We start from the raw sequence: 24015 nt of genomic DNA on the forward strand, positions 1-24015 counted from the left end.
ATCCTGGGGCTGTAGTCGGTCCCAAGGGTATGGCTGTTCGCCATTTAAAGTGGTACGCGAGTTGGGTTCAGAACGTCGTGAGACAGTTCGGTCCCTATCTGCCGTGGGCGTTGGAAATTTGAGAGGAGCTGCTTCTAGTACGAGAGGACCGAAGTGGACGTATCTCTGGTGTTCCGGTTGTCATGCCAATGGCATAGCCGGGTAGCTACATACGGACGGGATAACCGCTGAAAGCATCTAAGCGGGAAGCCTTCCTCAAGATAAGATTTCCCTAGGGGTTTAACCCCTCTGAAGGTCCGTCGAAGACTACGACGTTGATAGGTTGGGTGTGTAAGTGCAGTAATGCATTGAGCTTACCAATACTAATTGACCGTGAGGCTTGACCATATAATAGGTCTTAGACAATTTGTCTTACAATGAGACATGAGCGTTTCCAAAGTTACAATAGAGAATACAGAGAACTTGCTGTTACTAACCAACTAATCAAATTTATTCGTGAGTGGAGTGTGATATAGAATGCAGAGATGCATTGGCACTTCAAACACAAACCAGTTTTCCTGGAAACAATAGCGCTATGGAACCACCTGATCCCGTCCCGAACTCAGAAGTGAAACGTAGCAGCGCCGATGGTAGTGTGGGAGTTCCCATGTGAGAGTAGGTCATTTCCAGGGCTTAATTAAGAGACCCCTAGTTCAATGAACTAGGGGTTTTTCTTTTGGGTGAAAAAAATGTAAAAGCTTTTTATTTAAGAAAGCTTGTTTTATAGCCCAATTGACCGAAAACTAATGTTATTTCAATATCAGCTGATCGAGGCGAGAAAGCTATTCTATCTGGTATCTTGCAAGTGTTGCTTAGTGCGATTGAATGTTCTTTTAGAGTTCCACATTAGCTACATAAAAAATATTTTGCTTAAACCCAATTTACAATACTTATTAGCTTTAAATCGCCTAGAAGACTTATGATATACCTATAGTAATTTCAGCGATATCAATCGAAAGTTGAAGTTTTGTGAGAGGAGAAGTTATGTATGATTATGACAATGTCTAAAGAAAATAGCGGTATTAATAAAGTAGCTATTAATAAAATAGTCATTAATCAAGCACTTATTATTATAGATCTGATTAATGATATAGCGAGTGAAGATGGATTATCGAATAGTAGTTATTCAGAAATTATCAAGAGAGACATTATTGCTAAAACCAATCAAGTCCTCGAATTAGCTCATCAAAAGGATATTCCAGTGATTGCTGTTAAAGTAGGGTTTGCCGATGATTATCATGATATTCCGGCGGGTTCACCAATGTTTCATCACGCTAAAGAGATCGGAGCTTTTAAGCTAAGCGGGCCGGGTTGTGATTGGGTTGAGGGATTAGCACTCACAGATAGTGATTCTTTCTGGATTAAAAAAGGGGTAAGTGCTTTCGCTGGTAATAATTTGGCCGATTATTTAAAAGAAGAAGGGGTCAACACTCTCTATTTCGCTGGAGTGAGCTCTTTACTTGCTATTCAAAGTAGCGCTCGTTTAGCCCATGATTTAGGATTTACAGTCAATGTCATTGAGGATTTGTGTGCTGCAGGGACATCTAAGCAACATGAAGAGAGTATGCAAGCATTAACGGGATTAGCAAAAATCATACAATTAACCGATCTTAAAGAAACGTGGTCTTGAGAATTGATCAATATCTTAGTAAAAAGGGGGAGATTTGCGACAATTTGTAATGGAAATGAAAACTTGATAACTCGTATAAAAAAACAGCAATCAACGATAAGAGATGATTGCTGTTTGTGAGATTTTAATGATGTTATAAGTGTCGCAGTTGTGTACTCTTACTAAATCTTATTAAATTTTATTGAAGCTTAGATGCCTTCACGAATTGCATTTTTTTCATCTTGCTCTCGCCGTTTAGTAAGATAGAGATTTAGTAATGTTACTAAGAATACAGCCGTTGCTACGATGCCGATCATAATGGTTGATAGGGCATTAATATTAGGGCTTACTCCTAAACGGGCTTTAGAGTAGATCCATATTGGAAGTGTTGTGCCTCCAGGGCCGGTTGTAAAGGTGGCAATGACTAAATCATCTAATGATAATGTGAATGAGAGTAGCCAGCCGGAGATAATCGCCGGCAGAATCATCGGTAGTGTAATATAGAAGAACGTACGAATGCCATCCGCACCTAAATCCATTGCCGCTTCTTCGATATGTCGATCAAAACCTGTGAGGCGAGATTGTACCACAACGACTACATAGCACATTGTAAAGGTGATATGAGCAATCATCATCGTCCAAAATCCGGTACTAAATTTTAAAGCGACAAAGGTTAAACCTAATGAGCTTCCCATAATAATTTCAGGCATGACCATCGGTGCATAGGTGATGCCGGAGAAGAGTGTTCGGCCTTTAAAACGGCGGAATTTCACTAATGAGAATGCAGCCATCGTGCCAAGAATCACGGCAAAGGTAGAGGTGCCGATCGCCAATAATAGACTTGTTTTAGCCGCAGACCAGATTCCCTCTTGTTCAAAAAGATCACCATACCACTTTGTCGAGAAACCACTCCAAACGGTCACTAATTTCGATTCATTGAAGCTATAGATAATGACCAAGATAATTGGAATATAGAGAAAAAATAGTCCAACAATGAGTGCCATCCAGTTGAGCGCTGTCATTTTCTTTTTCATTATTGTCTCCTAGTTGAACTGTCTTTCTTGAATGCGATTAAAGATATAGATTGGAATAATCACAATTAAAAGGAGAATAACGGAAATTGCAGATACAAGCGGTAAGTTCATGCCTTGTAAGTAAGTATCATAAAGAACTTTCCCGATCATTGTCACATTAGAGCCACCTAACAGATCGGGGATAACAAATTCCCCTGTGGCCGGGATGAAGACCAAGAAACAACCGGCTAAAACACCGGGGAGTGAAAGCCTAAAGGTCACTGTCCAGAATGTTTTAAGGGGTCGACAGCCTAAGTCTAATGCTGCTTCAATCAACGTATCATCAATCTTCATTAATGTTGCAAAAAGTGGCAAGATCATAAAGGGTAGATATCCATAAACAATTCCGATATAGACGGCAAAATCTGTATGTAGAATATGTAGCGTTACCGGTGAATCAGGATCAATCAAGCCAACGCCCATTCCAACCCAGTTAATAAAGTTATTGAGCACGCCGGTAGGGGAGAGAATTGTCACCCATGCATAGATACGGATTAAGAAAGAGGTCCAAAAAGGGAGTATCACAAGCATGACGAGAAAAAGTTGCCATTTTTTAGATGCTCTCGACATCGCTAGTGCGATAGGGTAACCAATAATGAGGGTTAATAATGTCGAAAAGAACGCGATCTTAATACTATTGAGATAGGCATGGATATAGATCCCATCACTCCAAATCTCCATATAATTTTGAAAGTTGACAGTGATCTGTAATAGCCCATCATCGACCCATTCTAAAAGATTAGAGAATGGAGGTGAGGCAATTTCTGCTTCAGTAAAACTTATGCGCAGAATGATCAGAAAAGGAATAAGGAAAAAGAGCGTTAGCCAAATATAAGGTACGCCGATGATAAAGCGATGGCTGTTACCAAGGCTTACAATAAAACGATAAGGTGCAAATCGGAGCAATCTACGGTGGGTAAAGCTAATGCGTGAGACAATCTCTGCCATTTTACCCGTAAATGTGCCGATTTCTTGTTGACGGTGGGGCATTGTCAAACCTCCAGATATAAACGATAAACGCTAAGAGATGAGTACAATTCCTGAATCTTCAGTAAAACTCACATAAACACGATCTTCGTGGGTAATTCGTTGTTCGATAATCCTCGTATCATTCATCTGTGAGACGGTAATCATCTTCTCATTATCCAGTTTGACATGATAGATAGAGACATTGCCCATATAACCAATATCCCAAACCTCTCCTTCTACGCAGTTAATTGTAGGATTTTCTGGTGGGGTTAAAGAGATATCCAGTTTTTCAGGGCGAACAGCGACCCAAGCTTGTGAACCGACTGTAGCTCCCACGCCTTGAGCACAGACAAGCGGCGTTAGAGATTCATAACTCTCTACCGTTGTTCGATTAGAAGCAATCTCAGAAATAACGCCTTCGAAGATATTCACATCTCCGATAAATTCGGCGACATAACGGGAGTTCGGGAATTCATAAATCTCTGCCGGCGTTGCAACCTGCGCTAAGCTACCTGAATCCATCACAGCAATACGGCTTGAAACGGTCATCGCTTCTTCCTGATCGTGTGTAACGATAATAAAGGTCATGCCGAGTTCTTCTTGAATGGTCATCAGTTCAAACTGGGTCTGCTCTCGTAAGCGCTTATCAAGCGCCCCTAATGGTTCATCGAGTAGCAGTAGTTTAGGTTTTTTAGCGATACTTCGAGCAAGGGCAACCCGTTGACGTTGTCCCCCTGATAGTTGATGCGGTTTACGTTTAGCAAAGCGCTCTAACTGGACTAACTCGAGCATCTGCTGCACACGTTTACGAATCTCCGGTTTTTTGACCTTATCCTGTTTAAGACCAAAGGCAATATTATCTTCTACCGTCATATGAGGGAAGAGCGCATAGCTTTGGAACATCATATTGACAGGACGTTCATAAGGAGGAATTTTTGACATATCTTCCCCTTCTAGAAGAATCTTGCCAGATGTCGGTGTTTCAAAACCGGCAAGCATCCTTAATAGCGTGGTTTTACCACAGCCTGAGGGACCTAAGAGAGAGAAAAATTCACCTTTATAGATATCGAGTGAAATATTATCTACCGCGAGATGTTCATCATAACGCTTAACAATATCAATAATTTCAACATGAGGGACGGAATTAGGATCACGCCAAGGTTCATTTTTGTGTAAACGGCTCTGTTGCATTGAACGCCTCCACATTTTTATTAAAGGCGTTCTGAACATACCTTTAATAAGGGTGAATAGGAAGGGGCAAAAAGGCCTCTTATTGAGATAGTGCAATATAGTGTGCAAGGGCTGAATTTTAGAGTGTTTACCCCAAGGGTTCAAGCCTTATTTGAAGAAATAATCACGATTGAAACCGAACGACTTTTGCAACCTAATCTATTATCATTTGGATTAACAGTAAAAAAGCCTTTTCTCAGGTATTGCTCACTTTAGAAAAGGCGATATGATTTTATTGATCTTCTTATTTTTCCTGGCTCTCTAGGTAGATTCTCTAGGCTTATTAATCAATATAGAGCATCTACCGTTAGCATATTTTAAGTATACGAGGCATTAGAGAGTATTAGAGAATAGTAAAAAGCTCATCGAAGGGGAGACGTGATTTGGGTAGTTTCGCATTGAAGTCCTCTTCTGAACGATAACCTAATGAAGCAACTACAAGACTTCTAAAACCTTTCTCTTTAAGATTGAGGATTTCATCTAATTTTTGTGCATCAAATCCTTCAATCGGTGTTGAATCGATATTAAGGGCTGCCGCTGCTAATAGCAGATTACCAAGTGCAATATAGACTTGACGATTTTGCCAATCGTGTAATTGCGCTTCTGTTTGACTATTAAGGTCTACGAAGTAACGACGACCTTGATCATTTGCCGCTTTCATCTCTTCTTCAGGGAAGCGTTGATCTTTATCTTCTTGGTCTACAATCTCTTTGAGGTAGGCATCTGAAAACTCATTGCGGGCAAGGAAAAGCACCACATGAGAGGCCTTGGTAATACGAGGTTGATTAAACTCGAAGATTGCGGGGAGAATTTTAGCTTTTGCTTCATCTGATTCTACAATGACAAAGTGCCAAGGTTGAGAATTTACTGATGAAGGGCTATTTTGGAGGACTTTATAGAGCTGCTCAAGGTCTGCTTGTGGGATCTTTTTGTTAGGATCATACTCTTTGCAAGTGTAACGTTTTGCTGCAATATCACTGATAGATGTCATCGTTGATCACTCCTTTTACTACGATTTACTAAAGTTTGTGTTGTTGTTTATTAAATTTTAAACAACAATCTAGACCGAGTTATATGGTATCAGTTTTCCTGATCTATATCAGAGAAAGTTGACGTTTCATTTTGATTTTATGATAGATTTTATGAGTGATGTAGCGATCTTATTGATCTTATTGCCACTGAAGATTAATCCTATTCAAGATGCTGAAGATACGGTGAAAGCTTAACGTAAAAGTTGAAGATAAAAGCTAAAGATAAAAGGAGATATAAATGAAACTCTACTATTCTAAAGGTTCCTGCTCAGAAGTTCCGCAAACGATTGCTAAGATGCTGAATATTACACTTGATTTAATCGCTGTAGATCTTGCGACAGGGAAGACCGAAAATGGCGTTCTCTTCGCTGAAGAAACGGGGAAAAGCTATGTGCCGGTATTGCAATTAGATAATGGTAAAACCATTAGTGAGGTGCCGGCGATTGCTGCTTATCTCTGTCAATTAGTGCCGAATCAAACACTCTTTCCTTTTGAGGGTGAAGCCTTAGTGGCTCAGTTAAGCTGGCTTAATTTTATTGCTACAGAAATTCATCAATCCTATCAGCCTATTTTTCGTCGAGTATTTGGTCAAGTTGTGAGTGATGATTGGTTTGAAGCGGGGCAGAGTAATATTTTAAAGAGTTACCATTCGTTATTGCCTCTGTTAGAGAATCAATCATTTTTAATGGGAGAGACATTCACCTGTGCCGATATCTATCTCTATACGACTTTACAGTGGGCAGTGACGACTAAAGTGGGCTTAGATGCGGACCATGATTTTAAAGCCTATCGCCGAAGAGTAAAGTCAATGATTGAATCAGTTTAAATTTTCTCAATTGTATGGGAGATACTCTTATGTGTGATGATAAAGGGCTATTAAGATAGATTATAGTATCTGATTGTAAAGAGACTTAAAGTCTCTTTTTTATTAATCCTTTTCTCGATATCATTAATCGTTATTGGTCACTATTTTATAAGGTTTGAAACCTTAATTATACTTCGTACTAGGAATAAAATTATCAGAAGATCAAAATTCGCGATGGGGCGCAATATGAAAATGTTTTTTATAATGGGAGGGTTGATATTACTTGTATTGGTGGTTGTCACAGCTTGTGCAGTAAAACCATTGCCAAAGTTACAGCAAGTAGAAAGCCATGCTTTTTCCCCCCCCAATGAAAATACGAGATTAGCTAAAGCCATTGAAAAAGATCTGCCAGAAGATCGTAGTCTTACAGGCATTGTCCCTCTAAGTGATCCACTTGATGCTTTTGTAGCACGTTCTGCTCTTTTAAATATTGCCGAAGAGTCTATTGATATTCAATACTATATTTGGCGACCTGATACTTCTGGAATTATGCTCTTTTACGATATTTTAGGTGCTGCAGAGCGTGGTGTGCGGGTACGATTATTACTAGATGATAATAATACGCAAGGAATGGATGATCTCATTTCGGTGCTAGATAGTCATCCTAATATTGAAGTGCGGTTATTTAATCCTTTTACTAATCGTAAATTACGTTTTCTAGGTTATCTCATTGATCTGAAAAGATTGAATCACCGAATGCATAATAAGTCATTGATTGTTGATGGCAAGGCGGCCATTACTGGTGGGCGGAATATCGGAGATGAGTACTTTGCAGCCGGCGATGGCATGGTCTTTTCTGACTTAGATGTGATTGCTATAGGACAAATAGTGCCAAGGTTATCACAAGATTTTGACCATTATTGGAATAGTGTATTAGCTTATCCAGCGGGGCAAATTATCACCAAAGAATATGGTACTGATTATACTGCAGCGTTAGATAAGCTTCGTCGTGTCAAATATCGAGCCGATGTAGAGACATATCAGCAAGCATTACGAGGTTCAAAGTTACTTGAAAAAATCATGAATAATAATGTTGATTGGCAATGGTCTGAGGCTATTTTAATCTCAGATCCGCCGAGTAAAGCATTGGGGGTCTGGAGTGAGGACGATTTTTATAAGCCACTAGTGAAAGCCTTAGGGAAAGCAGAGAAAGAGATCTTTTTTGTATCCCCTTATTTTGTACCTACCGGTGCAGGTGCTGAGTTTTTAGAGGGATTAGTGGCAGATGGTATCACTGTCTCGGTATTGACAAATGCTTATGAAGCGACAGATGTGCCTTTTGTTCATGCAGGATATACTAATTATCGTCAAGGTTTAGTTGAAGCGGGCGTTGATATCTATGAGCTCAAAAAATCTTATGCCGATAATGTACCAGAACCTTCGGATCGCGGACTTGTGGGAAGCTCGGCATCAAGCTTGCATGCAAAAACCTTTGTAGTAGATAGCGAACGTCTTTTCATCGGTTCACTGAATTTAGATCCACGTTCTGCAAAGATTAATACTGAAATGGGAGTTGTGATCTTAAATGATCAATTAACGCAAGATGTAGAGAGTATTATTAAACGTAATCTCTTAGATCGCTCTTATAAAGTCATCAGTGAAGAAGGTAAGTTACGTTGGCAAGTTTTTGAGAATGGCGAATTAGTAAAGACATACGATGTGGAACCGAATACTAATATTTGGCAACGCGGCTTTGTGAAGTTCTTAACATGGTTGCCTATTGAATGGCTTCTTTAATGAGGCATTGACCATAAGTCCTAATAACTAGAAGGATAAAAGCCACTTGAGCTGTAGTTCACAATTCAAGTGGCTTTTTCTATGTGATAAGTTTTTAAACTTTCACCCTTTTATTCGGTGCTTATTTAAGCATTGACAACAACGCCGTAGAGATCATAGGTATCTGCATCATCAATTTCAACGGAGATGATCTGCCCAATCATTTCAGGTGTTGCATCATCAATATAGACAAGGCCATCAATTTCAGGGGCATCGGCTTTAGTTCGACCAATGGCAACACCTTCTTCATAATCGAAATCATCGATCAGTACCTCTAATGTTTGCCCCACTTTGGCTTGTAATTTTTCAGCAGAGATCTCTGCTTGCAGTGTCATGAAACGATTTAATCGTTCTTCTTGGATCTCTAATGGAATCGCTTCAGCAAGATCATTGGCAACAGCGCCTTCGACGGGTGAATAGATAAAAGCACCCACGCGATCTAAGCGCGCTTCTTTGATAAAGTCGAGTAATTCTTGAAATTCTTCTTCTGTCTCACCCGGGAAGCCGACAATAAAGGTTGAACGAATCGTGATGTCAGGACAGATCTCCCGCCATTTTTGAATCCGCTTTAACATATTCTCGCTATTCGCCGGGCGTTTCATTGCTTTCAGAATGCGTGGCGAGGCATGTTGCATCGGTACATCAAGATAAGGGAGGATTTTCCCCTCTGCCATCAGTGGAATGAGATGATCTACATGAGGATAAGGATAGATATAGTGTAAACGTACCCAAATACCGAGTTTGCCTAATTCTTCACACAGATTTTGAATATGACTACGAACCGGCTTGCCATCCCAGAATCCTGTTTGATATTTCACATCAACGCCATAAGCACTTGTATCTTGTGCTACAACGAGCAGCTCTTTAACGCCGGCTGCAGCTAATTTTTTAGCTTGTGAAAGCACATCGCCCACAGGATAAGACTGATGTTTTCCTCGCATTGAAGGAATAATACAGAAAGTACAGTGGTGGTTACAGCCTTCAGAGATTTTAAGGTACGCATAATGCCGAGGCGTGAGCTTAATTCCTGTTTGTGGAACAAGGTCAAGGAATGGGTCATGTGGTCGAGGAAGATGCTGATGTACAGCTGCCATCACTTCTTGGAAAGCATGCGGACCTGTCACACTTAAAACATTAGGATATTGATCAAGAATCTTATCGGCATTAGCGCCTAAGCAACCGGTTACAATGACTTTCCCATTCTCGTCGAGTGCTTCCCCAATGGCATCTAAACTCTCTTGTACCGCAGAATCAATAAAGCCGCAAGTATTGACGACAACGAGATCCGCTTCATCATATTGCGGAACAATTTCATACCCTTCTGTGCGAAGTTGCGTCAAAATATATTCCGAGTCAACGAGCGCTTTAGGGCAACCTAATGATACAAATCCAATTTTTGCTGTCACAAATTTAACCTTCAATAGAGTGAAAATAACTGAGATGAGGAGAAATCATCATCAGCCATAAATAGAGAGGCTATTTTACAATAGCCTTTAAAATTATAAAAATAGTTCTACAGATTACCGCTTTAATGCTTCAGGATAAAATAAGCGATCCGGTTGATCCACATCACTACCGATCAGGGAATTATTTGGGCGTAATCTTCGCGATAAAAGCCTCGTGCGCCGCAATTTCGCTGTCAGATGCGTAGAGAATCTTACGTTGAGTGGTTTTTGCTGCGGTCTGTATCGAGGTCTGTTCCGTTGCTTCTTCTATCTCTTCAGAAATTATAGGAGGGGCAAAATCATCAAAGAGAGATTCTTGTCCACCGGTCATCAGTAGGTAAACTTGTGCGAGTAATTCAGAGTCTAATAGCGCACCATGAAGCTCTCGACCGGAGTTATCAACCCCTAAACGCCGGCAGAGTGCATCGAGTGTATTTCTTTGTGAAGGATAGAGTTCTCGCGCAAGTTTGAGGGTATCAATCACCTCGGAACGTTCTGTGACTTTCGGTAATCCCATTCTTTGAAGTTCAAAGTTCAGAAAGGGAATATCAAAGCCGGCATTATGAATGATGAGCTCTGCACCATCGACATAATCTAGAAAACTTTGACCAATTTCCGCAAAAAGAGGCTTATCTGCTAAAAACTCATCGCCTAACCCATGAACATTAAAAGCTTCAATCGGCATTGATCGCTCAGGGTTAATATAGACATGAAAATCATTATCTGTAATTTTGCGGTCAATCATCTCAATACAGCCGATCTCAACAATACGATCGCCTTTATTAAAATCAAAACCGGTTGTCTCGGTATCTAATACAATTTGTCTACTCATGATTTGTCCTAAAGAAGTATGAGAGAAGATTCCTGATTATTGTCCTAAATGCTCGGTAATCGCCCCGGTAGCGAGCTGATCCACTATCTCATTTTCCCGATGTCCAGCATGTCCTTTTACCCAACACCAATCAATCGAAAGATGGCGTTCCCGCTCTTTCAGTAGTAAGCGCCATAAATCTTGATTGAGTACCGGTTTATTATTGGCAGTTTTCCAATCCCGGCGGATCCAACCATCAATCCAGTTTAATACACCTTGCTGGACATACCGAGAATCTGTAGTCAGCACAATATGACAAGGGCGAGTAAGCGCTTGCAGAGCTTTAATGGCCGCCGTTAATTCCATACGGTTATTAGTTGTTTCAGCTTCAAATCCCGAGAGAGTCTTTTCATGACCTTTATAGATCAATAATACGCCCCAACCGCCAGGGCCAGGGTTTCCTCGGCAAGCGCCATCTGTATAAGCATATACAAGCTCCTCCGGAGAAGGCTTGGATGAATTCTGAGAGGTTTGTTGATGAGTCGTCATAGAAATTCTTATTTCTTGTTTCTTGTAGATGCTGAAGTCGAGTGTATTGAGCGAAATAAGCGGTTAAGGTGGAGCTTATACCGCAACAACAGCTTTAATACCGGGATGAGACTGATAATCACAAATTTCAAAATCTTCAAATTGGAAATCAAAGATCGATTGTGGATCATTGTGAATTTTCAGTGTTGGAAGTGCCATGGGCTCTCTTGAAAGTTGTAGGTCAGCCTGTTCGATATGATTCGCATAAAGATGGCAATCGCCACCTGTCCAGATAAAATCACCCACTTCAAGCCCGCAAACATAGGCAATCATGTGTGTTAATAGCGAATAACTAGCGATATTAAAGGGAACACCTAAGAATATATCGGCTGATCGTTGATAGAGTTGGCAGGATAATTTACCGTTACTGACATAAAATTGGAAAAGTAGATGGCAAGGAGGAAGCGCCATTTTATCAAGCTCTCCTACATTCCAGGCGCTAACGATGAGCCTACGAGAATCAGGATTCGATTTAATCTGCTCAATGAGCTCAGAAATCTGATCAACAACGGTACCATCGGCTTTTGGCCAGGAGCGCCACTGAGCTCCATAAACAGGGCCTAGATTACCATTTTCATCTGCCCATTCATTCCAAATGCGAACCCCATTCTCTTGCAAGTAAGCGATGTTAGTATCACCTTTCAAGAACCACAACAATTCATAAATGATTGAACGAATGTGAAGCTTCTTGGTGGTGACTAATGGAAAACCTTGTGAGAGATCAAAACGCATCTGATGACCGAAGATAGAATAGGTACCGGTACCCGTTCTATCTTCTTTAAAAGCCCCTTCCGTGCGTACTTTTTGCATTAGATCAAGATACTGTTTCATGCTTTATCCTTGCGATAGGCGATAACGAGAATGATAAGACCAATGACGATCATTGGGATACAGAGTAACATTCCTTGAGTTAACCAACCGCCGGCAATATAGCCTAGGTGCGCATCAGGTTCTCTGAAGAATTCTACAAAGAAACGAAATGCCCCATAACCAAGGAGGAATAGGCCTGAAGCGGCTGCGCGTGGACGCGGTTTGGCGGTATAAACCCAAAGAATAATAAAGAGCAGTAACCCTTCGGTGAACGCTTCATAGAGCTGCGAAGGATGACGATAAATATAATCTACTGTTGAGGGCGCATTTTGGAAGTAAAAACCCCAGGTTTGATCGGTGAATCTACCCCAGAGCTCGCCATTAATAAAGTTACCAAGGCGACCGAAGAAGAGCCCTAGCGGAATCAGTGGTGCAATAAAGTCAGTAAATTCCCAGAATCCTTTTTTATAGCGTTTGGCCACTAAGAAGCTAGCAATTAAAACACCGATTAGACCCCCATGAAAACTCATGCCAGCCCATTCAATACTAGATCCCGTCCAGCCAATAATCGAAGCTGGATTTTCTATAAAATGAGGGAAATCATAGAAGAGAGTATAGCCAATTCTACCGCCTAAGATAGCGCCTAAGAAGAGATAAAAAGCCATATCACTGACTTGTGCAACCGTCCATCCAGAATTGGGCTTTTTAGCACGATAGGAGCCCAGTAATACCGCTAGTCCAAGCGCAACGATATACATCAAAGCATACCATCGAAGCGCAACAGGCCCAATGGAGAAGATAATAGGATCAATTTGAGGGGCAAAGTAGAGTGATGACATTCAATCCTCTTACAAACAAGAATAGGGTGGTAACAATAATAGGCTTGTAGTGTTAAGCCATTTAATAATTAAACTCATATAAAAAAGGGCTAAATTAGCCCTTGTAGATTGTAGCGGATTTTGCCTCTAAAGCCTAACTTAGAAATGAAGTATTCACTATTGATAGTCTCAATTCAAATAGGGGATCTTTGCTTCATCTATATTTGTTGTAAAACCCCCTAGAGACAAAGTTTGTCGGTTTATTATTCGGCAACTACAGAAGTTTCAGTGACGGTCTCAATGGCTTGAGGTTCTTCAGCTTTCGCTTCTGTTTGTTGTGCTTTACGTTCTTGTCGCACTTTTTCTACTACATCATTGATGGTGAGAATGAATTTTTCATAAGCATTTTGATTGCCAGGACGGTTATTAGCACTATTAGCACTTAAAAGATAGCGACCATCGACAACAACTGCAGGTGTGAAGTTCACGCGATACTGATTTCCGATAAGATCCGCTGCACGATTAAAGGAGCTTTTTGTTGAGAAACTATTCCATGCTTTTAAGAATTTCTCTTTATCGATGCCTTGGGTTGCCATAAAGTCTGCAATTTGATTTTCATTGATAAAACGTTTTTTATCTTCATGAATAGCTTTAAAGAATGCTTCGTGCCCTTTATCTAATTCATTCATCGCTTCTAACGTATAAAATGCTTGGGCATAGAGTGACCAAAGGGCTTGTCCTGGAGATGCGAGTGTAATGACTTCGACATCATCAACATTTTTTTGCGCTTCACGCCAAGGTTCAAAATAACCTTCAAACATATAACAAGCAGGGCAAGCATAAGAGAAGATTTCAACGACTTCGATCTTATTAGGATCATAGATAGACGCAACTGGGGGGGTAATGGTCTCATAAGTTTGGGCATTAGCTGCACCGAGTAATGAGCCTACGAGTAAAGTACCTGTCATTAATAATTTTTTAAACATCACATAACTCCTTCTTAATTTGCGGGATTATATCTTTGCTAGAGATCTTTATGAGATTTGAATTTTACCATAACTCTTTCATCTATTAAGGAATGAATGATAGACCTCTATTTTTAATGTGAATCAAAAAGAAAAAAGTGAGCAAAAGCCCACTTTTTTTAAGATTCATAATGAATCAAAATCTTAAACATTCAGTTTAAGGTTGTAAACCTTGAATATAAGAAGAAACCTCTTTGATCTCAGCTTCACTCATGCGTTGAGCGATATCGCGCATAATACGCGCGGGATCATTTTTGCGCTCTTCTGTTTTAAAACGATTTAATTGTTTTTCTGTATAGAATGCATGTTGACCTGCAAGTGCTGGATAATTTGCAGCAGCGTTACCTTGGCCTGTTGGGCTGTGGCAGGCAGAACATGCGGGAATACCACGAGCGAGATCACCACCGCGATAGATCTGCTCACCGCGAATTGCGAGTGTTTCATCCGCTGTACCGTAGCTACGTTTTTGTTTAGAGAGATAGAGCGCAACGTCTGCGATATCTTGATCGGTTAATTTATTCGCTTCGACGCTCATATCTTTATCAAAACGAAGGCCATTATCAGGATCACTATAAGAACGTTTCATCTCATAGAGTTGAGTACGAATATATTTTTGATGTTGTCCTGCAAGCTTAGGATATAGATCATTTGCGCTTACGCCATCTTTACCGTGACAAGAGACGCAAGTTTCCGCGATCTTTTTTCCTGCATCATAATTTGGTGTAATTTCGTTGGCGTTCACTTGAGTTAACATCAACGTGACACTCATTCCAATTAGAGCTTTATAATTAAAACGCACAGCCGTTTCTCTCCTAAATTTGGGTTGTTCTTTTCATATAGCGGACTCATTAAACCTTGTAATTTTAACGCTTAAATCGCTAAGTTACGGGATTTGATCAGCTAAGTTGAGCAAAATAATTCTTAAATATTGCACTATTCTATTCTATTTTAAAAAAAATATGTAGTAGAAGGTTAAAAGAAGTTTGTTTATATCAAGAATTTTCTCATACAAGGGGGAAGAATAGGGAATATAAAGGCATAAGATGATACTTTGATTAAAGTAGTATGAAACACTTGTTTAATGCAGTTATAGGGTTTTTTTAATCATTTTGATGATGATTTATTTTGGAAATTATCATTGGGCAAAAAATTATTTACACTACCTAATAGAGTTAGAAAATAGGACAGTGCCTTAATAAAAAACATCGTTTCGGTAGTTCCGTCAAGAGTTTGATTCCTCTATAATGATTCTCCTTATCCCTGAGCATTAAGCTCGATTGTTAATAAGAGAGAGAACTAAAAAACTATGGAAATTTTGCGTGGCTCACCTGTGTTATCTCCGTTTCGTGTTACGAAATTTATCAATTTATTTACCGAACAGAATCTCCCTATTACCGGAATCTATGCAGAGTATCTTCACTTTGCAGATCTATCAGAACCCTTAACAACTGATGAGATGACACGGTTAACGCAACTTCTTCATTATGGTCCTACCCTTAAAGAGCATGCCCCACAAGGTATGCTCTTTATTGTTACGCCTCGTCCTGGCACGCTATCCCCTTGGTCATCTAAAGCCACAGATATCGCGCATAATTGTGGACTTGATAAAGTGAAGCGCATTGAGCGAGGGATTGCCTACTATATTACTGTTGCCGAAGGCAGTAGCTTAACAGCTGATCAGATGACAGCTTTAACAGCACACCTACATGATCGTATGATGGAAACAGTCTTCCGGGAAATGGCGGAGGCAGAGGTGCTCTTTACACTACAAACGCCGGCGCCTTTAACGCGTATTAATCTCTTAGAAGAGGGGCGTATTGCACTGGAAGAAGCAAATATCCGTTTAGGACTAGCTTTAGCGCCTGATGAGATCGATTATCTCTTAGCTGCCTTTACTCAGTTAAAGCGTAATCCTACTGATGTTGAGCTCTATATGTTTGCACAAGCAAACTCTGAGCATTGCCGGCATAAGATCTTTAATGCCGATTGGATTATCGATGGTAAAGTTGAGCCTAAATCGCTCTTCAAGATGATTAAAAATACCTTTGAAAAAACGCCAGATTATGTGCTCTCTGCTTATAAAGATAATGCAGCTGTGATGGAAGGCTCAACGGTAGGACGTTTCTTCCCTGAGAAATCGGGGCATTACCAATATCATCAAGAACCCAATCATATCCTGATGAAAGTAGAAACTCATAATCATCCTACTGCAATTTCACCTTGGCCGGGGGCAGCGACAGGTTCCGGCGGGGAGATTCGTGATGAAGGCGCAACGGGTCGAGGAGCAAAACCTAAAGCAGGTTTAACCGGATTTTCAGTGTCTAATCTTCGGATTCCAGGGTTTATTCAACCTTGGGAAGTGGATTTTGGCAAGCCTGAGAGAATCGTATCGGCATACGACATTATGATGGAAGGTCCGCTTGGTGGGGCAGCTTATAATAATGAATTTGGTCGCCCGGCGCTTTTGGGTTACTTTCGAACTTATGAAGAATCGGTCAATAGTTATAATGGCGAAGAGGTTCGTGGTTACCATAAACCAATTATGTTAGCCGGCGGTCTTGGAAATATTCGGGCCGAACACGTGCAAAAAGGTGAGATTCCTGTGGGGGCAAAATTAATTGTTCTGGGTGGGCCTTCGATGAATATCGGACTCGGTGGTGGCGCTGCTTCCTCGATGGCATCGGGTGAATCGGATGCCGATCTGGATTTTGCTTCGGTACAGCGTGATAATCCTGAAATGGAGCGACGTTGCCAAGAGGTGATCGATCGTTGTTGGCAGTTGGGGGATGAGAATCCTATTCTCTTTATTCACGATGTCGGTGCCGGCGGTTTGTCAAATGCAATGCCGGAATTAGTGAGTGATGGTGGGCGCGGTGGCCGATTTGAGCTTCGTGATATACCTAGCGATGAACCCGGAATGACACCGCTTGAAATCTGGTGTAATGAATCACAAGAACGCTATGTATTAGCCGTTGCGCCAGAAGATTTGGCGCAATTTGATGCGATCTGTCAACGGGAGCGGGCGCCTTATGCTGTTATTGGTGAAGCGACAGAAGCGCATGAATTAGTATTAAATGATCAACATTTTGAGAATCAACCTATTGATATGCCTCTTGATATCCTGTTGGGTAAAACACCGAAGATGACACGAGAGGTGGCTTCTCGTCAGTCTGTAGGTGAAGCGCTTAATTTGCAGGATATTTCGTTATCTGAAGCCGTTGAGCGAGTATTGCACTTGCCGGCGGTTGCAGAAAAAACCTTCTTAATCACGATCGGCGATCGTTCTGTGACTGGAATGGTGGCGCGAGATCAGATGGTGGGTCCTTGGCAGGTGCCTGTGGCTGATTGTGCTGTTACCACTGCAAGTCTTGATAGCTATTATGGTGAAGCGATGTCGATGGGTGAACGAACACCCGTTGCATTGTTAGATCATGCAGCCTCTGCACGTATGGCAGTAGGGGAAGCATTGCTGAATATTGCTGGAACTGACATTGGTGATTTGAAGCGGATTAAATTATCTGCAAACTGGATGGCGGCTGCCGGTCATCCTGGTGAAGATGCAGGTCTCTATGCAGCGGTTAAAGCCGTTGGTGAGGAGCTCTGTCCGGCATTAGGTTTAACCATTCCTGTCGGTAAGGATTCGATGTCGATGAAAACGGCTTGGAGCGACAATGGATCTGAGCGTTCGGTGACATCTCCGTTATCATTGGTGATTACAGCCTTTGCACGAGTGGAAGATGTTCGCCGGACGGTCACACCGCAATTACAGCCTGCGATTGAGAATAAGCTATTGCTCGTTGATCTAGGGGAGGGGCGTAATACGTTAGGGGCAACCGCTTTAGCACAAGTCTATCGCCAATTAGGTCAATCAGCCGCAGATGTGCGAGATACTCATAAGCTTCGGGCATTTTTTGAGGTGATGCAAGAGTTAGTGCGTGATCAGAAGCTATTAGCTTATCACGATCGCTCTGATGGTGGTTTATTTGTAACATTAGCGGAAATGGCATTTGCCGGTCATTGTGGCGTAGAAGTGGATATTGCCGGTTTAGGTGAGAATCCATTAGAAGTCCTCTTTACTGAAGAGCTAGGGGCGGTGCTTCAAGTACGTGCTGAAGATCTAGATGCTGTGATGGCACGTTTTGCGAAAGCGGGATTAGATTCAGTCACGCATTTGTTAGGGGAAGCAACAACAGGCAATGATTTTGTGCTGACTCAAAATGGTGAGGCGCTTTATCATAATAGTACAGCGCAGCTGCGTCTCTGGTGGGCAGAAACCACTTGGCAGATGCAAAGAGAGCGGGATAATCCTCTCTGTGCCGATGAAGAGCATGAAGCTAAAGCAGATTGGGATAATCCTGGTATTAATCCTTATCTCACTTTTGATCAGAATGACGATATTGCAGCGCCTTATATTATCGGTAAAGCCAAACCTCGCATCGCTGTACTTCGGGAACAAGGCGTTAATTCACATGTAGAGATGGCAGCAGCCTTTGATCGTGCAGGATTTGAAGCCATTGATGTCCATATGAGTGATCTATTGAGTGGCGTGCGAACTTTAGAGGAGTTCCAGGCATTAGTGGCTTGTGGTGGGTTTTCTTACGGCGATGTATTGGGTGCAGGGGAAGGTTGGGCTAAATCAATCCTCTTCAATGAGCGTGTTCGTGCCGAATTTGCAACATTCTTCGAGCGGGAAGATACATTGTCACTTGGCGTTTGTAATGGTTGTCAGATGATGTCAAACCTCAAGGATCTCATACCTGGTGCAGAACTCTGGCCCCGCTTTACGCGTAACCGTTCAGAGCGTTTTGAAGCTCGTTTTAGTATGGTGGAAGTATTAGAGAGTCCTTCTCTATTCTTAAAAGGCATGGAGGGCTCTCGTTTAGCCATTGCGGTTTCTCATGGCGAGGGATTTGCAGAGTTTAGAGATCAAGCACATCAAGAGGCATTGATCAATCAAGGTTTAGTCGGTTTACGTTACGTGGATGCTTATGGTGCAGTAACAGAACAATATCCGGCCAATCCAAATGGCTCGCCTGCCGGTATTACGGCTGTTTCATCCCAAGATGGTCGGGCAACCATTATGATGCCACATCCAGAACGTGTTTTTAGAACAGTGAGTAACTCTTGGCATCCGGCAGAATGGCAGGAAGATGGCCCTTGGATGCGTCTCTTCCGTAATGCCCGAAAAGCCTTAGGTTAATGCGGTGTGAATCAATGGACTGAGGACCTAATAGATTAGGGATTGAATGGATCTAAGAGGTCTGATAATAAGTCGTAACTATTTTTCGATAGTTACGCACTATCAGAGAAGCGGGCATTAGCTCGCTTTTTTATTTCTTGCTTTTTATTTGTCCGTAATTAATGGCGGTTAGAAGAGAGAGCTTGAAAAGTGTGATAAAGATTATTCAATTGTCATCTAACTTGCGTTACGATAAGAAATTATGGTACACCGAATAGAGAATAGTCTATAATAGACTGTTTATAGACATTTACATTGTTTTAATTAGAGTGAGGAAATCAATGCCCGTTATTACATTGCCTGATGGTAGTAAAAGAGAGTACCAAGGCGCCGTTACAGGATTTGATATTGTCAATGATATTGGTCCAGGTCTTGCAAAGGCTGCTGTAGGAATTGTTGTCGATGGAGAAGATAAGGATCTTAGCTATACGATTACAGAAGATGTAGACTTTAAAGTATTAACGGTAAAGGATACGGCAGGATTAGATATTGCAAGGCATACCCTTGCAGCGCAAGTGCTTGCCCGTGCAGTGAAAGAGCTCTATCCTGATGCGAAATTGGCCATCGGACCGACTATTGAAAATGGATTTTATTATGATGTGGATTTTGTAGAACCGATTACGCCAGAAGCATTACCGGCGATTGATGCCAAAATGCGTGAAATCCTCAAAGAGAATTTAGAGGTTACTCGTGAGATGTGGCCTCGGGCGAAAGCGATCGAGTATTTCCTCAATAAAGGGGAAATTTATAAAGCGGATATTATCGAACGTGCGCCGGAAGAGCAGACCGAGATCTCTCTCTATCGTCAAGGAAATAATGGGGAAGACGTCTTCATGGATCTTTGCCGTGGACCACATCTTCCAACCACTAACAAAGCGAAGTTAGCCTTTGCATTAACGAATGTTGCCGGTGCTTATTGGCGCGGTGATTCCAATAATAAGATGTTAACCCGCATTTATGCGGTGGCTTTTGCAACAGAAAAAGAGCTTAAAGAACATCTTGAACGTGTTAAAGAGGCGGAAAAACGGGATCATCGTCGTATTGGTCGAGCACAAAATCTATTCCATCTACAAGAAGAAGCACCAGGAATGGTATTTTGGCATCCTAAAGGTTGGGCGATTTGGCAAGCGGTAGAACAATATATGCGTCGTCGCCAGAAAGAGGAAGGATACCAAGAGATTCGTACGCCGCTTGTGATGGATCGTACGCTTTGGGAGCGCTCGGGTCACTGGGAAAACTATAAAGAGAATATGTTCACCACCTCATCGGAGAATCGGGATTATGCGATTAAACCGATGAACTGCCCATGTCATATCGAAGTATTTAATAATGGACTTCACTCTTATCGTGATCTTCCAATGCGTTTGGCAGAGTTTGGTTCATGCCATCGTAACGAGCCATCAGGCGCGCTGCACGGTCTGATGCGCGTTCGGGGCTTTGTACAAGATGATGCTCATATTTTCTGTCGCGAAGATCAAGTGGTTTCTGAAGTAGAGCGTTTCCATCGTTTTGCGATGAGTGTTTACGATCACTTCGGTTTTAATGATGTCAGCGTTAAATTATCACTTCGTCCTGATCAAAGAGCGGGAGATGATCGTGTTTGGGATCTAGCTGAATCAGGACTTCGTTCAGCGTTAAGTAGTGCAGGCATTGAGTGGGAAGAGTTACCAGGAGAAGGTGCTTTCTATGGTCCTAAAGTGGAATATCACATTAAAGACGCAATCGGCCGTTCTTGGCAGGTAGGCACTATTCAGCTCGATTTTGTATTGCCTGAACGTTTGGATGCTGAGTTTGTGGATGAAGATAATACGCGTAAACGTCCCGTAATGCTACATCGTGCTATTTTAGGTTCATTTGAGCGTTTTATCGGTATTTTAATTGAGCATCATGCCGGTTCGATGCCATTATGGTTAGCACCAGAACAAGTCACAATTTTAACGATTACGAGTCAGCAAACAGAGTATGCTGAACAACTTGAAAAAAGCTTGAAAGCCCTTAATATAAGAACAAAGCTTGATATTCGTAATGAGAAGATCGGTTATAAGATTCGTGAGGCAACGATTGCACGGATTCCTTATATCTTAGTGCTTGGAAATCGTGAGATGGAAGAGGGCAAAGTTGCGGTAAGAACTCGTGAAGGGGAAGACCTTGGTGCAATGACGCTTGAGGAATTTCTCGAACTTCTACAAAAATCATTGTAGAATATTGAACTTATAAAACATTAAACGGGGATTATTCTTAGAAAAATGCCCGTAATTAATCACTTAAATAGTCGGTAACTGATATAATTTATGGGATATTTATAGATATTTTATAAAAACATTTCTATCGAATTTTATTCAGAAATGACTATTTAACCCATATTCAAAAGATATTTTAAAGATTCATTAGCATAGGAGATAGTATTATTAGCAATCAATATGAACATCGAATTAACGATAAAATTTCGGTGAAAGAAGTACGCTTGATTACAGCTGATGGGGAACAAAAAGGAATTGTTCCACTTGATGAAGCGTTAGATTTAGCATACAATGATGGGCTTGATTTAGTGGAAATTTCTCCGACTGCCCGTCCGCCTGTATGTCGCATCATGAATTACGGTAAATTCCGTTATGAGCAACAGAAAAAGGCAGATGAAGCGAAGAAGAAACAGAAGCAAATTCAAGTAAAAGAGATCAAGTTCCGTCCTTCGACGGATCAGGGTGATTATCAGGTAAAACTACGCAACCTGATACGTTTCCTTACAGATGGTGATAAAGCCAAAGTGACGCTCAGATTTAGAGGGCGTGAAATGGCGCACCAAGATCTAGGTATGGATCTATTACTTCGGGTTGAGCAAGATTTGAAAGAGTACGGTACTGTTGAACAGCGTCCAAAAATGGAAGGGCGACAAATGGTCATGGTACTAGCACCGATCAAAACTGCGCCGAAAGATTAGTCCAATTTATTAAAATGATAGAAATGCGAGTGGATTAAAATGCCAAAATTAAAAACACATAGCGGCGCAAAAAAGCGTTTCCGCAAATCAGCAAGTGGTAGTTTCAAACGCCAATGTGCGTTCCGTAGCCATATTCTGACTAAGAAAACAACTAAGCGTAAAAGACATCTTCGTGGGGAGGCTGTGATCTCGAAAGCAGATCATAAGCAAATCGCACAATTGTTACCACACGCATAAGTTATTAATTAGGAGAATTATAAAATGGCAAGAGTTAAACGCGGGACGACGACTAAAGCGCGTCACAAAAAAATCTTAAAAAAAGCAAAAGGTTATTACGGTGCACGTTCACGTTCAATCCGTACAGCAACCCAAGCGGTTTATAAAGCGGGTCAATACGCTTATCGTGACCGTCGTCAACGCAAAAGAGATTTTCGTTCACTATGGATCGTTCGTATCAATGCTGCAGCGCGTGAGTTTGGTCTTTCATACAGCCGTTTCATCAATGGTCTTAAGAAAGCAGAAATTCAAATTGACCGTAAAGTGCTAGCAGATATGGCTGTTCATGATATTAATGCATTTGGCGCATTAGCAGAACGGGCTAAATCAGCATTAGCATAAATCTCTCTTAGTTAATATAAGAGTTTGAACAAAAAGGAAAAGCAGCACTTTGATTGCTCTTTTCCTTTTTTTATTGTAATTACAGATATGTAGGTAGATGAACTAATGAGTCTAGAGACAATTCTTCAAACTGCTTTAGAAGCCATCGCTAAAGCGGATAATTTACAAGCTATCGAAGAGGTGCGTGTCACCTATTTTGGTAAAAAAGGGCAGATCAGTGGCCTAATGGCAGAACTTGGGAAATTAGATCCTGAAGCGAGAAAGGCGCGAGGCGCTGAAATTAACGAGGTGCGTAGAGCGGTTACAGAAGCGCTTGAAGCGAAAAAAACAGCGCTTGAAGAAGCAGAATTGTATCGCAAACTCATGACAGAAACTGTCGATGTTACTCAGCCTGGCCGTAATAGTGATATGGGCGCCTTACATCCTATTACTCGGACAATGATGCGTATTCACCAGTTCTTCTCATCTGTCGGATTTGATGTGGTGGAAGGACCTGAAATTGAGAGCGATTTCTATAACTTTGAAGCGCTTAATATCCCTGAACATCATCCTGCAAGAGCGATGTTCGATACGTTCTATTTTGATGAGCATATGTTACTTCGAACACATACTTCGAATACTCAAATTCACGTGATGCAAGAAGAGAAACCGCCTATTCAGATGATCGGTTATGGTCGTGTGTATCGCAGTGATTCAGATGTCACCCATAGTCCGATGTTCCATCAAGTGGAAGGTTTAGTGGTGAATACAGAGGTGACTTTTGCGGATCTGAAAGGCATTTTGACAGAGTTTATGCAAAAGTTCTTTGAGAAAGATTTAAAACTTCGTTTTCGCCCATCCTTCTTCCCATTCACAGAGCCATCAGCAGAAGTGGATATTGAGTGTGTGATCTGTAATGGCGATGGTTGTCGTGTTTGTAAAAATACAGGCTGGCTTGAAGTGTTAGGGTGCGGCATGGTGCATCCTAATGTGTTAAAAGCAGTCAATATCGATCCTGAAGTTTATCAAGGTTATGCCTTTGGAATGGGCGTTGAGCGCTTAGCGATGCTTCGTTATAGCGTCAATGATCTGCGCCTTTTCTATGAAAATGATATGAACTTCTTAACGCAATTTAGATAATAGGATTGGTAA

Annotated in this window: 20 protein-coding genes and 2 rRNA genes; 11 read left to right on the forward strand and 11 right to left on the reverse strand. The window is 41.3% G+C overall.

Annotated elements, in window-relative coordinates; genetic code table 11:
• From DC083_RS08020 to DC083_RS08030, 3 genes are all read left to right on the forward strand, one after another.
• Window positions 1–387, forward strand: a 23S ribosomal RNA gene (locus DC083_RS08020); the annotation flags it as partial.
• A gap of 169 nt (window positions 388–556) precedes the next feature.
• Window positions 557–671 (forward strand): 5S ribosomal RNA (gene rrf, locus DC083_RS08025).
• Between the two features lie 356 nt (window positions 672–1027).
• On the forward strand, window positions 1028–1669 hold the full coding sequence (locus tag DC083_RS08030) for a cysteine hydrolase family protein (protein WP_275667369.1): 642 nt from the start codon (window positions 1028–1030) through the stop codon (window positions 1667–1669).
• A 188-nt stretch (window positions 1670–1857) separates the two neighbouring features.
• On the opposite strand, the gene DC083_RS08035 is transcribed toward DC083_RS08030, so the two are convergent.
• From DC083_RS08035 to nfsB, 4 genes are all read right to left on the reverse strand, one after another.
• Window positions 1858–2682 carry an ABC transporter permease gene (locus DC083_RS08035; RefSeq protein ID WP_109189713.1) on the reverse strand — a complete coding sequence of 275 codons (825 nt, stop codon included), beginning with the start codon at window positions 2680–2682 and terminating at the stop codon, window positions 1858–1860.
• Window positions 2683–2691: 9 nt separating this feature from the next.
• The gene (locus DC083_RS08040) at window positions 2692–3711 is read right to left on the reverse strand and encodes an ABC transporter permease subunit (protein ID WP_109189714.1); all 1020 of its coding nucleotides are present in this window, start codon (window positions 3709–3711) and stop codon (window positions 2692–2694) included.
• A gap of 30 nt (window positions 3712–3741) precedes the next feature.
• A complete protein-coding gene (locus tag DC083_RS08045) occupies window positions 3742–4881 on the reverse strand; it encodes an ABC transporter ATP-binding protein (protein WP_109189715.1) in 1140 nt (379 codons plus the stop codon).
• Window positions 4882–5263: 382 nt separating this feature from the next.
• Window positions 5264–5911 (reverse strand): oxygen-insensitive NAD(P)H nitroreductase, encoded by a 648-nt coding sequence (nfsB, locus tag DC083_RS08050; RefSeq protein WP_109189716.1) that lies wholly within the window; start codon window positions 5909–5911, stop codon window positions 5264–5266.
• A gap of 278 nt (window positions 5912–6189) precedes the next feature.
• On the opposite strand from nfsB, the gene DC083_RS08055 reads away from it, so the two are divergent.
• On the forward strand, window positions 6190–6777 hold the full coding sequence (locus DC083_RS08055; RefSeq protein WP_109189717.1) for a glutathione S-transferase C-terminal domain-containing protein: 588 nt from the start codon (window positions 6190–6192) through the stop codon (window positions 6775–6777).
• Window positions 6778–7002: 225 nt separating this feature from the next.
• Window positions 7003–8553 (forward strand): phospholipase D family protein, encoded by a 1551-nt coding sequence (locus tag DC083_RS08060; protein ID WP_189364637.1) that lies wholly within the window; start codon window positions 7003–7005, stop codon window positions 8551–8553.
• Between the two features lie 125 nt (window positions 8554–8678).
• Here DC083_RS08060 and rimO read toward each other — a convergent pair whose 3' ends face one another.
• The 7 genes from rimO to DC083_RS08095 all read right to left on the reverse strand — a co-directional run bounded on the left by rimO (window position 8679) and on the right by DC083_RS08095 (window position 14888).
• The gene (gene rimO, locus DC083_RS08065; protein ID WP_109189719.1) at window positions 8679–9998 is read right to left on the reverse strand and encodes a 30S ribosomal protein S12 methylthiotransferase RimO; all 1320 of its coding nucleotides are present in this window, start codon (window positions 9996–9998) and stop codon (window positions 8679–8681) included.
• Window positions 9999–10179: 181 nt separating this feature from the next.
• Complete coding sequence (gene dnaQ, locus DC083_RS08070; RefSeq protein WP_109189720.1) at window positions 10180–10869, reverse strand: DNA polymerase III subunit epsilon; 690 nt, start codon at window positions 10867–10869, stop codon at window positions 10180–10182.
• A gap of 36 nt (window positions 10870–10905) precedes the next feature.
• A complete protein-coding gene (gene rnhA / locus DC083_RS08075; protein ID WP_109189721.1) occupies window positions 10906–11397 on the reverse strand; it encodes a ribonuclease HI in 492 nt (163 codons plus the stop codon).
• Window positions 11398–11472: 75 nt separating this feature from the next.
• On the reverse strand, window positions 11473–12267 hold the full coding sequence (locus DC083_RS08080; protein WP_109189722.1) for a thymidylate synthase: 795 nt from the start codon (window positions 12265–12267) through the stop codon (window positions 11473–11475).
• A complete protein-coding gene (gene lgt, locus DC083_RS08085; protein ID WP_109189723.1) occupies window positions 12264–13085 on the reverse strand; it encodes a prolipoprotein diacylglyceryl transferase in 822 nt (273 codons plus the stop codon). Before lgt ends, DC083_RS08080 begins: the two co-directional genes overlap by 4 nt.
• A 242-nt stretch (window positions 13086–13327) precedes the next feature.
• Window positions 13328–14050 carry a thiol:disulfide interchange protein DsbA/DsbL gene (locus DC083_RS08090; RefSeq protein WP_109189724.1) on the reverse strand — a complete coding sequence of 241 codons (723 nt, stop codon included), beginning with the start codon at window positions 14048–14050 and terminating at the stop codon, window positions 13328–13330.
• A gap of 196 nt (window positions 14051–14246) precedes the next feature.
• The gene (locus DC083_RS08095; protein WP_109189725.1) at window positions 14247–14888 is read right to left on the reverse strand and encodes a c-type cytochrome; all 642 of its coding nucleotides are present in this window, start codon (window positions 14886–14888) and stop codon (window positions 14247–14249) included.
• A 507-nt stretch (window positions 14889–15395) separates the two neighbouring features.
• Here DC083_RS08095 and purL point away from each other — a divergent pair.
• From purL to pheS, 6 genes are all read left to right on the forward strand, one after another.
• Window positions 15396–19289: a phosphoribosylformylglycinamidine synthase gene (gene purL, locus DC083_RS08100; protein ID WP_109189726.1), complete on the forward strand. Its 3894-nt coding sequence runs from the start codon at window positions 15396–15398 to the stop codon at window positions 19287–19289.
• Between the two features lie 320 nt (window positions 19290–19609).
• Window positions 19610–21529, forward strand: coding sequence for a threonine--tRNA ligase (gene thrS, locus DC083_RS08105; RefSeq protein ID WP_109189727.1), 1920 nt, complete (start codon window positions 19610–19612; stop codon window positions 21527–21529).
• Window positions 21530–21732: 203 nt separating this feature from the next.
• Window positions 21733–22266: a translation initiation factor IF-3 gene (gene infC / locus DC083_RS08110; protein ID WP_109189728.1), complete on the forward strand. Its 534-nt coding sequence runs from the start codon at window positions 21733–21735 to the stop codon at window positions 22264–22266.
• Between the two features lie 39 nt (window positions 22267–22305).
• Window positions 22306–22503, forward strand: a complete 198-nt coding sequence (gene rpmI, locus DC083_RS08115; protein WP_109189729.1) for a 50S ribosomal protein L35 — start codon at window positions 22306–22308, stop codon at window positions 22501–22503.
• A gap of 24 nt (window positions 22504–22527) precedes the next feature.
• The gene (gene rplT / locus DC083_RS08120; protein ID WP_026879638.1) at window positions 22528–22884 is read left to right on the forward strand and encodes a 50S ribosomal protein L20; all 357 of its coding nucleotides are present in this window, start codon (window positions 22528–22530) and stop codon (window positions 22882–22884) included.
• A 105-nt stretch (window positions 22885–22989) separates the two neighbouring features.
• Window positions 22990–24003: a phenylalanine--tRNA ligase subunit alpha gene (pheS, locus tag DC083_RS08125; protein ID WP_109189730.1), complete on the forward strand. Its 1014-nt coding sequence runs from the start codon at window positions 22990–22992 to the stop codon at window positions 24001–24003.
• Window positions 24004–24015 lie beyond the last annotated feature (12 nt).

The organism is Ignatzschineria ureiclastica (assembly GCF_003121845.1).
Taxonomy (GTDB): Bacteria; Pseudomonadota; Gammaproteobacteria; order Cardiobacteriales; family Wohlfahrtiimonadaceae; genus Ignatzschineria; species Ignatzschineria ureiclastica.

Coding starts and splice junctions, on each gene's coding strand:
- DC083_RS08030 (WP_275667369.1), top strand. CDS start 1,028: ATGATTATGACAATGTCTAAAGAAAATAGCGGTATTAATAAAGTAGCT.
- DC083_RS08035 (WP_109189713.1), bottom strand. CDS start 2,682: ATGAAAAAGAAAATGACAGCGCTCAACTGGATGGCACTCATTGTTGGA.
- DC083_RS08040 (WP_109189714.1), bottom strand. CDS start 3,711: ATGCCCCACCGTCAACAAGAAATCGGCACATTTACGGGTAAAATGGCA.
- DC083_RS08045 (WP_109189715.1), bottom strand. CDS start 4,881: ATGCAACAGAGCCGTTTACACAAAAATGAACCTTGGCGTGATCCTAAT.
- nfsB (WP_109189716.1), bottom strand. CDS start 5,911: ATGACATCTATCAGTGATATTGCAGCAAAACGTTACACTTGCAAAGAG.
- DC083_RS08055 (WP_109189717.1), top strand. CDS start 6,190: ATGAAACTCTACTATTCTAAAGGTTCCTGCTCAGAAGTTCCGCAAACG.
- DC083_RS08060 (WP_189364637.1), top strand. CDS start 7,003: ATGAAAATGTTTTTTATAATGGGAGGGTTGATATTACTTGTATTGGTG.
- dnaQ (WP_109189720.1), bottom strand. CDS start 10,869: ATGAGTAGACAAATTGTATTAGATACCGAGACAACCGGTTTTGATTTT.
- rnhA (WP_109189721.1), bottom strand. CDS start 11,397: ATGACGACTCATCAACAAACCTCTCAGAATTCATCCAAGCCTTCTCCG.
- DC083_RS08080 (WP_109189722.1), bottom strand. CDS start 12,267: ATGAAACAGTATCTTGATCTAATGCAAAAAGTACGCACGGAAGGGGCT.
- lgt (WP_109189723.1), bottom strand. CDS start 13,085: ATGTCATCACTCTACTTTGCCCCTCAAATTGATCCTATTATCTTCTCC.
- DC083_RS08090 (WP_109189724.1), bottom strand. CDS start 14,050: ATGTTTAAAAAATTATTAATGACAGGTACTTTACTCGTAGGCTCATTA.
- purL (WP_109189726.1), top strand. CDS start 15,396: ATGGAAATTTTGCGTGGCTCACCTGTGTTATCTCCGTTTCGTGTTACG.
- thrS (WP_109189727.1), top strand. CDS start 19,610: ATGCCCGTTATTACATTGCCTGATGGTAGTAAAAGAGAGTACCAAGGC.
- rpmI (WP_109189729.1), top strand. CDS start 22,306: ATGCCAAAATTAAAAACACATAGCGGCGCAAAAAAGCGTTTCCGCAAA.
- rplT (WP_026879638.1), top strand. CDS start 22,528: ATGGCAAGAGTTAAACGCGGGACGACGACTAAAGCGCGTCACAAAAAA.
- pheS (WP_109189730.1), top strand. CDS start 22,990: ATGAGTCTAGAGACAATTCTTCAAACTGCTTTAGAAGCCATCGCTAAA.